This window comes from Streptomyces sp. NBC_01497 (assembly GCF_036250695.1).
Taxonomy (GTDB): Bacteria; Actinomycetota; Actinomycetes; order Streptomycetales; family Streptomycetaceae; genus Streptomyces.
The window spans coordinates 3,849,260-3,863,301 of sequence record NZ_CP109427.1 but is presented as its reverse complement, the minus strand read 5'-3'; the positions used below and the strand labels follow the sequence as shown (position 1 = coordinate 3,863,301).

At 71.8% G+C, this 14,042-nt stretch carries 14 protein-coding genes and 3 tRNA genes; 15 read left to right on the top strand and 2 right to left on the bottom strand.

The window, feature by feature from the left end; all coding sequences use genetic code 11:
* Positions 1 to 96: 96 nt before the first annotated feature.
* On the top strand, positions 97 to 2,346 hold the full coding sequence (locus OG310_RS16500; RefSeq protein WP_329456644.1) for a DEAD/DEAH box helicase: 2,250 nt from the start codon (positions 97 to 99) through the stop codon (positions 2,344 to 2,346).
* A 152-nt stretch (positions 2,347 to 2,498) separates the two neighbouring features.
* Positions 2,499 to 2,572: transfer RNA gene (locus tag OG310_RS16495), tRNA-Lys, on the top strand.
* Positions 2,573 to 2,722: 150 nt separating this feature from the next.
* On the opposite strand, the gene OG310_RS16490 is transcribed toward OG310_RS16495, so the two are convergent.
* Together OG310_RS16490 and OG310_RS16485 are read right to left on the bottom strand one after the other, a co-directional pair.
* Positions 2,723 to 3,025, bottom strand: coding sequence for an ArsR/SmtB family transcription factor (locus OG310_RS16490; RefSeq protein ID WP_329456643.1), 303 nt, complete (start codon positions 3,023 to 3,025; stop codon positions 2,723 to 2,725).
* A gap of 82 nt (positions 3,026 to 3,107) precedes the next feature.
* Positions 3,108 to 3,410 carry a hypothetical protein gene (locus tag OG310_RS16485; protein ID WP_329456642.1) on the bottom strand — a complete coding sequence of 101 codons (303 nt, stop codon included), beginning with the start codon at positions 3,408 to 3,410 and terminating at the stop codon, positions 3,108 to 3,110.
* Between the two features lie 217 nt (positions 3,411 to 3,627).
* On the opposite strand from OG310_RS16485, the gene OG310_RS16480 reads away from it, so the two are divergent.
* From OG310_RS16480 to OG310_RS16420, 13 genes are all read left to right on the top strand, one after another.
* The gene (locus OG310_RS16480; protein ID WP_329456641.1) at positions 3,628 to 4,617 is read left to right on the top strand and encodes a metal ABC transporter solute-binding protein, Zn/Mn family; all 990 of its coding nucleotides are present in this window, start codon (positions 3,628 to 3,630) and stop codon (positions 4,615 to 4,617) included.
* On the top strand, positions 4,614 to 5,645 hold the full coding sequence (locus tag OG310_RS16475) for a metal ABC transporter ATP-binding protein (protein WP_329456640.1): 1,032 nt from the start codon (positions 4,614 to 4,616) through the stop codon (positions 5,643 to 5,645). The genes OG310_RS16480 and OG310_RS16475 overlap by 4 nt, the downstream gene beginning before the upstream one ends.
* A complete protein-coding gene (locus OG310_RS16470) occupies positions 5,632 to 6,579 on the top strand; it encodes a metal ABC transporter permease (protein WP_329456639.1) in 948 nt (315 codons plus the stop codon). Before OG310_RS16475 ends, OG310_RS16470 begins: the two co-directional genes overlap by 14 nt.
* On the top strand, positions 6,576 to 7,481 hold the full coding sequence (locus OG310_RS16465; protein WP_329456638.1) for a metal ABC transporter permease: 906 nt from the start codon (positions 6,576 to 6,578) through the stop codon (positions 7,479 to 7,481). Before OG310_RS16470 ends, OG310_RS16465 begins: the two co-directional genes overlap by 4 nt.
* A 283-nt stretch (positions 7,482 to 7,764) precedes the next feature.
* Complete coding sequence (locus OG310_RS16460) at positions 7,765 to 8,625, top strand: helix-turn-helix domain-containing protein (protein WP_329456637.1); 861 nt, start codon at positions 7,765 to 7,767, stop codon at positions 8,623 to 8,625.
* A gap of 214 nt (positions 8,626 to 8,839) precedes the next feature.
* Positions 8,840 to 8,913, top strand: a tRNA-Lys gene (locus tag OG310_RS16455).
* Between the two features lie 436 nt (positions 8,914 to 9,349).
* Positions 9,350 to 9,562, top strand: coding sequence for a hypothetical protein (locus OG310_RS16450; protein ID WP_329456636.1), 213 nt, complete (start codon positions 9,350 to 9,352; stop codon positions 9,560 to 9,562).
* 96 nt (positions 9,563 to 9,658) lie between these two features.
* Entirely contained in the window at positions 9,659 to 9,850 is a 192-nt protein-coding gene (locus OG310_RS16445) for a hypothetical protein (protein ID WP_329456635.1), read from the top strand.
* A 77-nt stretch (positions 9,851 to 9,927) separates the two neighbouring features.
* Positions 9,928 to 10,001 (top strand) — tRNA-Met (locus OG310_RS16440).
* Between the two features lie 297 nt (positions 10,002 to 10,298).
* Positions 10,299 to 10,691: a GntR family transcriptional regulator gene (locus OG310_RS16435; RefSeq protein WP_329456634.1), complete on the top strand. Its 393-nt coding sequence runs from the start codon at positions 10,299 to 10,301 to the stop codon at positions 10,689 to 10,691.
* Positions 10,688 to 11,587 carry an ABC transporter ATP-binding protein gene (locus OG310_RS16430; RefSeq protein ID WP_329456633.1) on the top strand — a complete coding sequence of 300 codons (900 nt, stop codon included), beginning with the start codon at positions 10,688 to 10,690 and terminating at the stop codon, positions 11,585 to 11,587. The genes OG310_RS16435 and OG310_RS16430 overlap by 4 nt, the downstream gene beginning before the upstream one ends.
* Positions 11,587 to 12,285: a hypothetical protein gene (locus tag OG310_RS16425; RefSeq protein WP_329456632.1), complete on the top strand. Its 699-nt coding sequence runs from the start codon at positions 11,587 to 11,589 to the stop codon at positions 12,283 to 12,285. The genes OG310_RS16430 and OG310_RS16425 overlap by 1 nt, the downstream gene beginning before the upstream one ends.
* A 387-nt stretch (positions 12,286 to 12,672) precedes the next feature.
* The gene (locus OG310_RS16420) at positions 12,673 to 13,872 is read left to right on the top strand and encodes a PP2C family protein-serine/threonine phosphatase (RefSeq protein ID WP_329456631.1); all 1,200 of its coding nucleotides are present in this window, start codon (positions 12,673 to 12,675) and stop codon (positions 13,870 to 13,872) included.
* The last annotated feature ends 170 nt before the right edge of the window (positions 13,873 to 14,042 follow it).

Sequence of the window (14,042 nt, the reverse complement as noted above, 5' to 3'; positions counted from 1 at the left end):
ACTCTCCCTTACCGTGGCTGACCGCATCGAGGCGGTCGAGAGGTGAAACACGGAGTTTGGGCGCGTGCCGAGACTCCGGAAGGTTTCGCATTTCGCATGTCCGTTTCCAGTACTGAGCACCCCGTCATGCCCGAGAACGACTCCCCCGAGGCGGTCGGGCAGCCCGACGCCGCGACGCTCACCGGCGCCGCCGACACCACGGCCGCGATCGCCGAGGACACCCTGACCGCCGACGAGCTCGACGCCGTCGCGGACGACATCGACGCGGACGGCGACATCGACGCCGACGCGGCCCCCGAGGCCACCTTCGGCGAGCTCGGCCTGCCCGAGTCCATCGTGCGCAAGCTGGCGCAGAACGGCGTCTCGGTCCCGTTCCCGATCCAGATCGCGACCATCCCGGACGCCCTGGCCGGCAAGGACATCCTCGGCCGTGGCCGTACCGGCTCCGGCAAGACGCTCTCCTTCGGCCTCCCGCTGCTCGCCACGCTGTCCAGTGGCCGCACGGAGAAGAAGAAGCCGCGCGGTGTCATCCTCACCCCGACCCGCGAGCTCGCGATGCAGGTCGCGGACGCCCTCCAGCCGTACGGCGACGTGCTCGGCCTCAAGATGAAGGTCGTCTGCGGCGGTACGTCCATGGGCAACCAGATCTACGCGCTGGAGCGCGGCGTCGACGTCCTCGTCGCCACCCCCGGCCGACTGCGCGACCTCATCAACCGCGGCGCCTGCTCCATGGAGCAGATCCAGGTCGCGGTCATCGACGAGGCCGACCAGATGTCGGACCTGGGCTTCCTGCCCGAGGTCACCGAACTGCTCGACCTGGTGCCCTCGGGCGGCCAGCGGATGCTGTTCTCCGCGACCATGGAGAACGAGATCAACACGCTGGTCAAGCGCTACCTGACCAACCCGGTCAGCCACGAGGTGGACAGCGCCCAGGGCAACGTCACGACGATGTCCCACCACGTGCTCGTGGTGAAGCCCAAAGACAAGGCGCCCGTCACGGCCGCCATCGCCGCCCGCAAGGGCCGCACGATCATCTTCGTACGGACCCAGCTCGGCGCCGACCGGATCGCGGAGCAGCTGCGCGACTCCGGCGTGAAGGCGGACGCGCTGCACGGCGGCATGACGCAGGGCGCCAGGACGCGCACGCTGGCCGACTTCAAGGACGGCTACGTCAACGCTCTCGTCGCGACCGACGTCGCCGCGCGCGGCATCCACGTCGACGGCATCGACCTGGTGCTGAACGTGGACCCGGCCGGTGACCACAAGGACTACCTGCACCGCTCGGGCCGCACGGCCCGCGCCGGCAAGTCCGGTGTCGTCGTCTCCCTCGCGCTGCCGCACCAGCGCCGCCAGATCTTCCGGCTGATGGAGGACGCGGGCGTCGACGCCTCCCGCCACATGGTGGGCGGCGCGGGCGCGTTCGACCCGGAGGTCGCCGAGATCACCGGCGCCCGTTCGCTCACCGAGGTGCAGGCCGACTCCGCGAACAACTCGGCCAAGCAGGCCGAGCGCGAGGTCGCCGACCTGACGAAGCAGCTGGAGCGCGCGCAGCGCCGCGCCGCCGAGCTGCGCGAGGAGGCGGGCCGCCTGGTGGCGCGCGCCGCCCGTGAGCGCGGGGACGACCCGGAGGCAGCGGTCGCCGAGGTGGCGGCCGAGGCCGAGCGCGCGGTCGAGGAGGCGGCGGCGAAGGCCGCCGCGGCCGAGGCCGAGCAGCAGCGTCAGCGGCGCGACGAGCGCGGCAACTTCGAGCGTCGCGACGACCGCGGCGGTTTCCGCCGTGACGACCGTGGTGGCGACCGTGGCGGCTTCAACCGCGACCGTCGTGACGACCGCGGTGGCGAGCGTGGCGGTGACCGCGGTGGTTTCCGCCGCGATGACCGTGGTGGCGACCGTGGCGGCTTCAACCGCGACCGTCGTGACGACCGCGGTGGCGAGCGTGGTGGGGACCGTGGTGGCTTCCAGCGTCGCGATGACCGTGGCGGCGACCGCGGTGGTGACCGTGGTGGTTTCCAGCGCCGTGATGACCGTGGCGGCGACCGCGGTGGCGACCGTGGTGGTTTCCAGCGTCGTGACGACCGTGGCGGCGAGCGCCGTGACGACCGTGGCGGCGACCGGGGTGGCCGTACCGGCGACCGTCCGTTCAACCGGGACCACCGCAGCGGCAGCGACCGTCCGTTCAACCGCGACCGGCAGGGTGACCGTCCGGCGAGCGGTGGCTACCGCGGCGGCTCCTCGGACCGCCCCACCGGTCGGCGTGACGAGCACCGCGGTGGCACCGGCACCGGCACGAGCACCGGTTCGTTCGGCCGCCGTGACGACAAGCCGCGCTGGAAGCGCAACGGCTGACCCGTCCCGGGTATGACATGGCAGCGGGCCCGCCCCACCTCTTCGGTGGGGCGGGCCCGCTGTCGTACGGACGAGGGCCCGCCGCGCGCCGGCCCGCCGGCATACCCGATCGGCCACAACGGCCGGGCGGGCTATGCTCGGTGTGCCGTACCGGGCCGTTAGCTCAATTGGTCAGAGCAGCGGACTTTTAATCCGTTGGTTGTGGGTTCGAGTCCCACACGGCCCACCGCGTTCTCCCGGTACTCCGGTACTCCCCGCAGTGCCTCGCGTCCCCCGGGACCGCCGCACCGCCGGACTCGGGCTGCCGGACGTCGCGCTCGCCGGTCATCAGGACCGCCGGTCATCAGGACCGCAGTTTCCCCGACGGCCCCCGGGATCACTCGCGGGTGTGCTTGATCGCGTCGAGCACGATGTGGGCGACGTGTTCGTCCAGCAGCGAGTACTCGATCTCGCGGGCCTGCCTGCGCGTCGTGACGATCCTCGACGCGCGCAGGACGCGCAGGTGCTGAGAGACGAGGGGCTGGCTCACGCCCAGCGCCTCCACCAGTTCATGGACGCGCCTGCCGCCACCCGCCAGTTCCCTGACTATGCCGATCCGCACCGGGGACGACAGCGCGCGCAACAGGTCACCGGCCGCTTGCAGGTTCTGCAGCGGATCGTCCTCCGGAGTTATCGTCATATGCGCACATTAGCATCTGACAATCCTTGTCAGGAGAGCGGACAAGCGGACCGGCCGGCGGGGCTGGGGCTCGCCGGGTCCCTCAGTGCTCGTCCCAGTGGCCCGTGTGCGCCGCGTGGCGGTGGCCGTCGTGCACGTAGTCGGTGTGGTCCTCGTGCGGGACGGCGACATGGCCGCAGTCCCTGCCGTGCTCGTGCGAGTGGGCCTCGTGGGCCGCGTGGCCCGAGGTCGAGCACTCGTCGGCGTGGTCGCCGTGGGCGCGGTGCAGGTGGCCGTCGTGTGCGTAGTCGGTGTGGTCGTTGTGGGGGATCGCGACGTGCCCGCACTCGGGACCGTGCTGGTGGGCGTGGCCGGTGTGCGGGGAGTGGTCGGCGGCTGAGGTCATGGCGCAACTCCTCAAGGGACATCATGTGTTCGACTCATCAATACATTGCAACATTAGCATATTGCCATTCGCGCATATATCCATCACTTATCCGGTCGCGATGACGCGGCGCGGGCCGCGGGGGGTCGCGGGGGCGCCTATCACAGAATGGTAATGATTTTCATATCTGCGCAATCATCCATGGTTTTGAAAGTCGTTTTCATCTAGCGTGACGGTCATGAACGCCATTCCCACCCGGTTCGCCCTCGGCGGTATAGCCGCCCTCGCCGCCTTCTCCGTCGCCGCCTGCTCCACCCCTCCCTCCTCGAACGCCTCCGATGCCTCGAAGGACGGTGCGTCGTCGCAGGCGAAGGGCGCCTCGGCGTCCGACGCGGCGAAGTCCGGCGGGAAGACCATCCAGGTGGTGGCGGCCGAGAACTTCTGGGGGAGCATCGCCTCGCAGCTGGGCGGCGGCCATGTGAAGGTCACCAGCATCATCAACAACCCCAGCGCCGACCCGCACGACTACGAGCCGACCGCCGCCGACGCCCGTACGGTCGCGGGCGCGCGGTTCACCATCGTCAACGGCATCGGCTACGACTCCTGGGCGGGCAAGCTGCTCGCCGCCAACCCCGGGCAGGACCGTACGGACCTGGAGGTCGGCAAGCTCGTCGGCATACCGGCGAACGGCAACCCGCACCGCTGGTACTCGCCGGACAACGTCCACCAGGTCATCGAGCAGATCACGGCCGACTACAAGAAGCTCGACCCGGCCGACTCCGCCGACTTCGACACGCTCAAGACCACCTTCGAGAACACCACGCTCGCGCCGTACTCCCAGGAGATCGCAGCGATCAAGGCGAAGTACGCGGGCACGCCCGTGGGCGCCTCCGAGTCGATCTTCGCGCTGCTCGCCCAGGGACTCGGGCTGAACCTCCTGACCCCCGCGTCCTTCCTCGACGCGATCAGTGAGGGCACCGACCCCACCGCGAAGGACAAGTCCACGATCGACCGGCAGATCGCGGACAAGAAGATCAAGGTCTACGTCTACAACAGCCAGAACGCGACGCCCGACGTCCAGGCCCAGGTCAAGGCGGCCAAGGCGAGGGGCATCCCGGTCGCCACCGTCACCGAGACCCTGACCCCCGCCGGTGCCTCCTTCCAGCAGTGGCAGGTCCGCCAGCTGAAGGGCATTCAGGCGGCGCTGGCCAAGGCGACCGGGAAATGACCGTGGCCCACGCCCCGGCCCAGGCGGCGCCGGCGGCGCAGGAGGACGCCCCCGCGGTGGTCTCGCTGCGCGGCGCGGGCGTCCGGGTCGGCGGCAGGACCCTGTGGTCAGGCGTCGACCTGGAGGTCGCCGCCGGGGAGTTCGTCGCCGTGCTCGGCCCGAACGGCGTCGGCAAGTCGACGCTCGTCAAGGTCCTGCTGGGCGTGGCGCCACCGGCCGCGGGCGAGGTGCGCGTCCTCGGTGAAAGGCCCGGCGCGGCCGGCGCGCGCGTGGGCTACCTGCCGCAGCGCCGCAGCTTCGACGCGTCCCTGCGGATGCGCGGCACGGACGTGGTCCGGCTCGGCTGGGACGGCGACCGCTGGGGACTGCCGCTGCCGTTCCCGCTGCCCGGCCGGTTCGGGGCACGGACCAGGGCGGCCGCCGAGCGGGTCGCCGAGGTGATCCGGCTGGTCGGCGCCGAGTCGTACGCGCACCGGCCGATCGGCAGCTGCTCGGGCGGCGAGCAGCAGCGGCTGCTGATCGCGCAGGCCCTCGTGCGCCGCCCGGAACTGCTCGTGCTCGACGAGCCGCTGGACAGCCTCGACCTGCCGAACCAGGCGGCCGTCGCCACGCTCATCGGGCGGATCTGCCAGGAGGAGGGCGTGGCGGTGATGATGGTCGCGCACGACGTCAACCCGATCCTGTCCCGGCTGGACCGCGTGGTGTACCTGGCGGAGGGCGGCGCGGTGACCGGCCGCCCCGCCGAGGTCATCACGTCCGCGACCCTGTCCCGGCTGTACGGCACCTCCATCGAGGTGCTGACGACGTCGGACGGACGGCTCGTGGTGGTCGGTCAGCCCGAGGCCCCCGCCCGGCACACCGACCGGCACACCGACCGGCTCGGTGAGCGGATCGGTGAACGCCCCGGAGCAGCGCCGGCCCAGGTGCCGCCGCCCGCCTCCCTGCCGCGGCAGTCATCGGCCTCCGCGGCGACGCCGCCCGCCTCCGCGGCGGGCACTGCCCGGGAGGAGCGTCATGCCGACGGCTGACACGTTCACCATCGCCGCCGACGCGCTGCCCGCCTGGTCCTGGAACCCGGTCGCCGACCTGCGCGAGATGTGGGCCTTCCCGTTCATGGTCAACGCCTTTCGCGCGGGCACGGTCGTCGCCGTCGGCGCGGGCGTCATGGGCTGGTTCATGGTGCTGCGCCGGCAGAGCTTCGCGGGCCACACCGTGGCCACCGTCGGCTTCCCCGGCGCGGCCTGCGCCGCCCTGCTGGGCGTGTCGGCGACGTACGGGTACTTCGCCTTCTGCGTGGCCGCCGCGCTGGTCGTCGCGGCGATGCCGCGCACGGGCCGTGCCGCGGGCGGGCACGAGTCCGCCGTCACCGGCACGGTGCAGGCGTTCCTCCTCGCCTGCGGCTTCCTCTTCACCACCCTCTACAAGGGGCTGCTCGGCGGCGTGACCTCCCTCCTCTTCGGCAGTTTCCTCGGCATCACGACGGGCCAGGTGTGGCTGCTCGCCGCCGTCACCGCCGCGGCTCTCCTCGCGCTCGCGGCCGTCGGCAGACCGCTGCTCTTCGCCTCCGTCGACCCGGACGTCGCGGCGGGACGGGGTGTCCCGGTCCGGCTGCTGTCCACGGTGTTCCTCGTCCTGCTGGGCGCGGCGACGGCGGGCGCCAGCCAGATCACCGGCACGCTGCTGGTCTTCGCGCTGCTGGTGATGCCCGGTGCCGCGGCGCAGGCGCTCAGCGCGCGGCCCTCGGTGAGCCTCGCGCTGTCGGTGCTGATCGCGGTCGCGGTGACCTGGGCGGGGCTGACGGTCGCGTACTACTCGCCGTATCCCGTCGGGTTCTACGTGACGACGTTCGCGTTCGGCCTCTACGTACTGGCGCGCGGCGGGCAGTACCTGCGGGGCCGGCTCGGGCAGCGCCCCGGCGGCCGGACCGGGCGGCTGCCCCTGACAGCGGGAGGGACGGCATGACCGTGCGTACGGTCCTCGCGCTCCCGGCGCTGGCCGGCGGGGCCGGGCACGGCTGGCTCGCGGCCTTCACACACCCGTACTTCCTGCACGCCTTCCTCGCGGGCTCGGCCATCGCGCTCGCCGCCGGGCTCACGGGGTACTTCCTCGTCCTGCGCGCCCAGGTCTTCACCGGCGACGCGCTCAGCCACGTCGCTTTCACGGGGGCACTCGCCGCCCTCGCCGGCGGCTACGACCTGCGGCTCGGCCTCTTCGCCGGCACGATCGCGATCGCGCTGCTGATCGGCGGCATCGGGCGGAAGGGGCGGGCGGACGACATCGCGATCGGCTCGGTGTTCGCCTGGATCCTCGGCCTCGGCGCCTTCTTCCTCACCCTGTACACGACCTCGCGCAGCGCGGGGAACGGCGGCGCCGGAGTGAATGTCCTCTTCGGGTCCATCTTCGGCCTGTCGGGCGGTCAGGCCCTGACAGCGGTCCTGGTGGCCGCCGGTATCTGCCTGGTGATGCTGGTGATCGCACGCCCGCTGCTGTTCGCGTCGGTGGACGAGGCCGTGGCGGCCGCGCGCGGAGTTCCCGTACGGCTGCTCGGTCTGGTCTTCCTGGTGCTCGTGGGTGCCTGCGCGGCCGAGGCCACCCAGGCGGTCGGCTCGCTGCTGCTGCTGGGCCTGCTCGCGGCCCCGGCCGGCGCGGCGATGCGCCTGACCGACCGTCCGCTGCGGGCTCTCGCCCTGTCCGCCGGGCTCGGGCTCGGCGAGATGTGGGCCGGGCTCGCCCTGAGCTACGGGGTGCCGACGCTCCCGCCGAGTTTCGGGATCATGGCGGCGGCGACGGCGGTGTACGGGCTGACGTTCCTGAAGGACGCGGGACGGCGACGCGGGCACCCGGCCGCCCTGCCCGCGACGTGACCGTCCCCGGGCCGGTGGTGTGAGCCCGGCGGTGTGACCGCGGCCGCGAGACGCGGCCTGACCGAGACGGAACAGGCGGCTCACGGCCGACACCGGACGGTCGGTTTGACGCGGGCGCCGCTCCGACGGGTGCGTTCCACCGGGTGGTTCCTTGACGGGGGCGCCGTCCCGGTAGGCCCGGAATCCGGGGGAAAAAGGGAGGGAAAACGGGACGAGCGGCCCCGCACTCACGTTCTGCTCCTGTGGCAGACTGCGCCCATGCGCGCACTGGGGGGCATGGATCATGAGTGAGCCACGATCCGCCCCGACGATAGGCCAGCTCGTTCTGAGCAGACAGTTGCGCGGTCTGCGCGAGCGGGCCGGGGTGACCCGGGAACAGGCCGCGAAGCTCCTGCACGTGACGGTGGCGACGATCCGCCGGATGGAGTCCGCCGAGGTCGCGCTGAAGATCCCGTACCTCCAGGTCCTGCTGACCGCGTACGGGGTCGAGGCGTCGGGCGTCGCCTCCTTCCTGGAGATCACGGAGGAGGCCAACAAGCCGGGCTGGTGGCAGCGCTTCCACGACGTGCTGCCCGGCTGGTTCAGCGGATACGTCAGCCTGGAGGAGGCCGCGAAGACGATCCGTACGTACGAGCCGCACTTCGTGCCCGGCCTCCTCCAGACAGAGGAGTACACGCGCGAGATCCTGCGCACGGGCGCCGTGGGCCAGCTCGACCCGGACCGCGTCGAGCGCCATGTGGCCCTGCGCAGACAGCGCCAGGCCCTGCTGACGAAGGAGAACGCCCCGACGTACTGGGCGGTGCTGGACGAGACCGTGCTGCTGCGGACCGTCGGCTCGCCCGAGCTGATGCGGGACCAGATCGGCCGCCTGCTGGAGATGTCGGAACTGCCGAACGTGACACTCCAGCTGGCCGAGCTGTCGGCCGGTCACCACCCCGGCACGTACACGTCGTTCGTCCTCTTCCGCTTCGACGTGCCGGAGGTGCCGGACGTGGTCTACATCGAGTACCTCACGGGGGCGCTCTACCTGGACGAGGTGGCCGAGGTGGCCGAACACAAGGAGGCCATGGACCGGATGGTCGCCCACGCGGAGTCCGCGGTCAGGACGCGGCAGCTCCTGACGGACCTGTACAAGCAGTACTGACGGGCGCGTCCGGGGGCTTGGCCGCCTCTGTGACCGCCTGTCGGCCCGCCTGCCCGTCCGGATGTCCGTCCATGCCCCGCCTGTGCCCCGCCTGTCCGTGTGCCCGGGGTCCTGGGGCCCGGTGGCCGTCTCCGGTCCCGACGGCGCCTGCGCGGACCGTCCCTCGTGGCCTCGGGCATGTCGCACGGCGGCGTCCGACTATGCTTCGCGGTGCGGGCCGTTAGCTCAATTGGTCAGAGCAGCGGACTTTTAATCCGTTGGTTGTGGGTTCAAGTCCCACACGGCCTACTTCTCCCGCTTCCGCCCCCGTGCCGGCCCTGCGCCGCGCGGGGGCTTCTCGTCGTCCTCCCGTCCCTGTGGCAGGGGCGCCGTCGTGTGTGGATGGCCCGCACGGCCCGTGGCCCGGAGGGCCCGGTGATCGGGACGCACGCGTGGTTCTTGTCGGTCGTGTCATTCCCGGCGGTCCCGTCATTCCCGTCGGTCCCGGCGGCCCTCGTTCACGGCGGCGGGCGACGGTACGCACAAACGGCCGGGACGGGGGGAGCGGGGCGGCCGCGGGGCGGGCGGTGCGCCGTACCATCGCCGCTCACCTGGCGGAACGATTCGCCTGAAGTGGCACGCAAGGGTGCGGACAGGGGCCGCACGGCCGTGAAAAGCGGCCCGTGACAAAGGTAAAACGCTCAGGATGCTGCGCGAAGGCCCGGTTCGACGCAGGCTTGGGGCCATGAATGACGTACCGATCGTCGTACACCGGGCATCCGGGACGGGTGGCCGCAGGGTCACCGTCCGCGGGCAGATCATGGGGCTGGCCCACTCCGACGACGACTTGGTCGAATTCCTGCGCCGGGCCGGGCTGCCGGACGCGTGGGAGCTGCTCGACGACGCGTCCTGGGTGGAGTGGCAGGGCGGTGTGTCCCACGATTACGTGACGCGATGACGGGTCAAGCCTCCTGGGCGTGTTCTGCCTCACATGTGCGGCCGACGGCCCCGCACGCTCCGCCGATTGTCAGTGGCGGCCCGTAGTCTTGCGCACATGTTCGCTTCTTCGTCCCGAGCCATCGACGAGCCCGGTCTTGAGCGGTCCGCCGCCGATGTCAACGTCCAGATCCGCGCGCTGTGGACCCGCGCGGGCGCCTCCCTGAGCCCTGTTGAGCAGGAGCGTTATCAACAGCTGCTGGTCGAGTGGGCCGCCGCCGTCAAGGCGGACGTGGTCCCTGCCGCGTAGCTTCCGGCGGGGCGGGCGGGCGCCCCGGGGAAAGTGGGAAAGATCTTGCTCCGGATGGCGTAGAGTTGGTTTCACGACGCGGGGTGGAGCAGCTCGGTAGCTCGCTGGGCTCATAACCCAGAGGTCGCAGGTTCAAATCCTGTCCCCGCTACTCTGACCGAAGGCCCGGATTCCTTGGAATCCGGGCCTTCGGTGCGTTCTGGGGTGACCGGCGGGCCGACAGCCGGACCTCCGCCACCTCGCCGGGGCAGCTGAAGGTGGCATGCGGCCGACATCCGGCCGGGACCCTCATGGGCGCGGTCGGCACCACCTCGCGCCCCCCTTTGCCCCTTCCTCCCCGCCCTTCCCCGCCCCCGGCTCCCCAGTTCACTTCCCCGTCCTTGCCGGACCTTGCCCGATGACTCGGTTCATTAGTAAGGTAGTGAACCAGCTGAGCAATGGAGGAATGATGCCACTAGCCGATGACGGGGGGCCGATCTTCGCCCAGATCGCCGCCGAGCTGACGGACCAGATCGCCGACGGCACGGTGGGCGAGGGCGAGCGCCTCGCGTCCAGCAATGAACTCGCGGCGTACTACCGGGTCAACCCGGCCACGGCGGCACGCAGCCTCACCGTGCTCGTGGACGAGGGCCTGGTGGAGAAGCGGCGGGGCGTCGGGATGTTCGTCGCGAGGGGCGCCCGGGAGCAGTTGGTGCAGGCCCGGCGGCGCCGCTTCGCCGACCGCTACGTGCGGCCGCTGGTGGTCGAGGCAGTGCGGCTCGGGATCGGGCTGGACGAACTGTCGGGCCTGCTGCGCGAGGAACTGGCCTCGGCCGAAGTGACCACGGGGGGAAGAGCATGACAAGGGCCGTCGCGGTATCCGGGGTCGAGCGGCGCTACGGCGGCCATCAGGCGCTGGCCGGTGTCACCTTCGAGATCGACACGCCGTGCATCGCGGGGCTGCTGGGCCGCAACGGCGCCGGGAAGAGCACGCTGCTGCGCATCCTGGCCGGCCAGGAGTTCGCCACCGCCGGGCGCGTGCACGTGTTCGGGGCCGAGCCGCTGGAGAACGACGCGGTGCTGCGCCGGATGATCCTCGTACGGGAGGACCAGACGTACCCCGACCTGCGGGTCCGGCACGCGATCGCGGCGGCTTCGCTGCTGTACCCGAACTGGGACGCCGGCCTGGCCGGCACGCTGCTCGACGCGTACGAGCTGCCGCCGGCCCGACCGATCAAGAAGCTGTCGCGCGGCATGCGCACCGCGCTCGGCATCGTCATCGGGCTCGCCGCACGCGCCGAGCTCACCCTGTTCGACGAGCCGTACGCGGGCCTCGACGCGGTCGCCCGCACGTTCTTCTACGACCAGCTGCTGGCCGACTACACCGCCCACCCGCGGTGCATCGTCCTGTCGACCCACCTCATCGACGAGGCGGCCGAGCTCCTCGACCGGGTCCTGGTCATCGACCACGGCCGGCTCGTCCTCGACGCGCCCACCGACGACCTGCGCGGCACCGCCACGCTCGTCACCGGGCCGACCGCCGGTGTGGACCGGTTCACCGCGGGCCGCAGGACGCTGAGCCGGCGCACGCTGGGCGCGCAGACCAAGGCGGTGATGGTCGGCCGGCTCGACACCCGCGACCAGGAGCTCGCCGACCACCTGCGCCTTCGGCTGGAGGGGGTCACCCTCCAGCAGCTCGCGGTCCACGCGGCCGAGGACCACGAGCAGTCCGCACTCACGGCAGCGAGGGCTTCCTGATGCGCCCCACCTCCATCGTCACGGTCGTCCGCTATCTCCTCCTGGACCGCGTCAACTACCTCGTACTGCCCTGGGCGTGGGCGGCTTTCGGTTTCGTCCTCGACGTGGTGGTCCTCGAACTCACCCCGGCCGGTGACGCGAGCCACCGCTGGGTCGGGGGCCTGGCCGCGGTCTTCATCGTCGTGTTCTCCGTGGGCGCCCAGTCCGTGTCGCGCGCGCTGCCGTTCGCCCTTTCCCTCGGAGTCAGCCGTCGTACGTACTTCCTCGGTGCCGGCTCGCTGGCCGTGGCCCTGGCCGTGTGCTTCGGGTTCGTCCTCGCCATCGGCCAGATCGTCGAACGGGCGACCGGCGGCTGGGGCATGGACATGGCCTACTTCCGTGTTCCCTACCTCCTCGACGGGCCCTGGTACCTGTCGTGGCTCACGGGAACGATCACGTTCGTCCTGATGTTCGTCTACGGGACGTGGTACGGCCTGGTCTTCCGCCGCGCCGGGCTGCTCGGCGTCACGATCTTCGGCGGGACGCAACTGGGCGTGCTGGCACTGGTCGCGGTCATCGCCACGTGGATGCACGGCTGGACGGGTATCGGCCGCTTCTTCGCCACCATCACGGCCACCGGTGTCACCGCCGTCCTCGCCGTGGCTGTCGTCGTCATGCTGGCCGGCGGGTTCGCCACCATCCGGCGCCTGACCGTCTGAGACCGCGTCGCACCCGGGAGGACGGACCGGGCGTGCGGTGCGGAGGGAGGTGACCGGCCGCGGGGGCCCGGTCCCGGAGGCGGTACCGTCAACTTCCCGGGGCGGGTTCACCCTTCGTGCGCGTACCGTCGTGGCAAGGTGCCCACGCGCGCGGTCCGGCCGCCGCGACGGAGCCGGACGGCGGTGCACGCGTGTCCCCCGGGCCCTGGGCGGGGGTCCGGACGGGGGCGGGGCGGTAGGCCAGTCGGTCGATGGCGATTAGCCGCCGGGCGCCACGGCGGTCAGCCTGGGAGGAGCGCGGTACCGTCCGCAGCCTTGGCGAGGAGACCGGCAGGAGAGAGACCACTGGTGGCGAAGACGGGGCGCGACGGGCGTAGCGGCCGGGTCATGACGCGTCCGCGCGGCGTCCGCATCGCGCGCGACTGGGTCTCCCGCCGCGACGGCGAGCCGGTCCGGGGCGAGGAGACCCCGAATCCGCGGCCGAGCAGGTTCCGGTTCTGGCTGCCGCTTGTCGTGATCTTCGTGGGCGTCGTCTTCGACACGGTCACGCCGACCCGCTTCACCGCGTCCCCGTTCTTCGCGGCCGCCCCGATGGTCGCGGCGCCGTTCTTCAGCCTCGTCGGCACCGCGATCATCGCGCTCGTCGCGATCGCCACCGAGGCGCTGCTGCGGATCCAGGACGGCACCATCGGCCGGGTCGAGGCGGTCGGCGACCTGATCACCGTGGTGACCGTCTCGGCGCTCGCCCTCGGCATCAACCGCATCGTGCGCCGCAGCGGCGAGCGCCTCGCGTCCGCGCGCATCATCGCGGAGACGGCGCAGCGCGCGGTGCTGCCCCAGCCCGCGGAGCGGATCGGGGGGCTGCACATCGCCGCACGGTACGAGGCGGCACAGGAGGACGCGTTCATCGGCGGCGACCTCTTCGCGGTGCAGGACACCCCCCACGGTGTCCGGCTGATCGTCGGTGACGTGCGGGGCAAGGGCATGCAAGCCGTGGGGACGGTGGCCGTGCTGATCGGCGCGTTCCGGGAGGCGGCGGAGCAGGAGCGCACGCTGGAGGGCGTGGCGCACCGCCTCGACCGCGCCCTGACGAGGGAGGGCACCCGGCGGTCCGAGACGGACGAGGGGGAGGCGTTCACGACGGCGGTGCTGGCCGAGATCCCCCGGGGCGAAGGGGTCGTACGGCTGGTCAACCGCGGTCACCCCGAGCCGATGCTGCTGGCTCCCGCCGGCCTCGTGACGACACTGGAGCCGGGGCAGTTCGCGCTGCCGCTCGGGATGTCGGAGCTGGGCGCGTGGCCGGACCGGGCCGACACCCGCCCGTACCCGGCGGGCTCCACGCTGCTGTTCTACACGGACGGCCTGTCGGAGGCGCGGGACAAGGACGGTGTCTTCTACGAACCGGCGAAGCGGCTGAGCGGCCGGATCTTCCCCGGGCCGGAGGAACTGCTCGACGCGGTCGTCGGGGACGTACGCGTGCACACCGGGGGCGGCTCCAACGACGACATGGCGCTCCTCGCGGTGAACAGGCCGGGGGACCGGCAGCCGGAACGACGCAGGATCATGCACGTCGTCCCGCCGTTGTGAGCGTTGTGAGCGCTGCGGGGCGCGGGCCTGCCGTACGCCGTGGACCGCCTCGGTGATGCCGTGCGTACGCGGGGCAAGGGTGCGAGGGAACGAGAGGGGCCCGGGCGAGGGGCTCAGACGCGCGGCCCGGTCCGCCGGTCCGCCCGATGGGTCCGCTCGGTGGGTCCGTC

Bases quoted from the DNA above. Each gene is read 5' to 3' on its own strand.
- OG310_RS16500 (WP_329456644.1), top strand. From the start codon at position 97: ATGTCCGTTTCCAGTACTGAGCACCCCGTCATGCCCGAGAACGACTCC.
- OG310_RS16490 (WP_329456643.1), bottom strand. From the start codon at position 3,025: ATGACGATAACTCCGGAGGACGATCCGCTGCAGAACCTGCAAGCGGCC.
- OG310_RS16485 (WP_329456642.1), bottom strand. From the start codon at position 3,410: ATGACCTCAGCCGCCGACCACTCCCCGCACACCGGCCACGCCCACCAG.
- OG310_RS16480 (WP_329456641.1), top strand. From the start codon at position 3,628: ATGAACGCCATTCCCACCCGGTTCGCCCTCGGCGGTATAGCCGCCCTC.
- OG310_RS16475 (WP_329456640.1), top strand. From the start codon at position 4,614: ATGACCGTGGCCCACGCCCCGGCCCAGGCGGCGCCGGCGGCGCAGGAG.
- OG310_RS16470 (WP_329456639.1), top strand. From the start codon at position 5,632: ATGCCGACGGCTGACACGTTCACCATCGCCGCCGACGCGCTGCCCGCC.
- OG310_RS16465 (WP_329456638.1), top strand. From the start codon at position 6,576: ATGACCGTGCGTACGGTCCTCGCGCTCCCGGCGCTGGCCGGCGGGGCC.
- OG310_RS16460 (WP_329456637.1), top strand. From the start codon at position 7,765: ATGAGTGAGCCACGATCCGCCCCGACGATAGGCCAGCTCGTTCTGAGC.
- OG310_RS16450 (WP_329456636.1), top strand. From the start codon at position 9,350: ATGAATGACGTACCGATCGTCGTACACCGGGCATCCGGGACGGGTGGC.
- OG310_RS16445 (WP_329456635.1), top strand. From the start codon at position 9,659: ATGTTCGCTTCTTCGTCCCGAGCCATCGACGAGCCCGGTCTTGAGCGG.
- OG310_RS16435 (WP_329456634.1), top strand. From the start codon at position 10,299: ATGCCACTAGCCGATGACGGGGGGCCGATCTTCGCCCAGATCGCCGCC.
- OG310_RS16430 (WP_329456633.1), top strand. From the start codon at position 10,688: ATGACAAGGGCCGTCGCGGTATCCGGGGTCGAGCGGCGCTACGGCGGC.
- OG310_RS16425 (WP_329456632.1), top strand. From the start codon at position 11,587: ATGCGCCCCACCTCCATCGTCACGGTCGTCCGCTATCTCCTCCTGGAC.
- OG310_RS16420 (WP_329456631.1), top strand. From the start codon at position 12,673: ATGACGCGTCCGCGCGGCGTCCGCATCGCGCGCGACTGGGTCTCCCGC.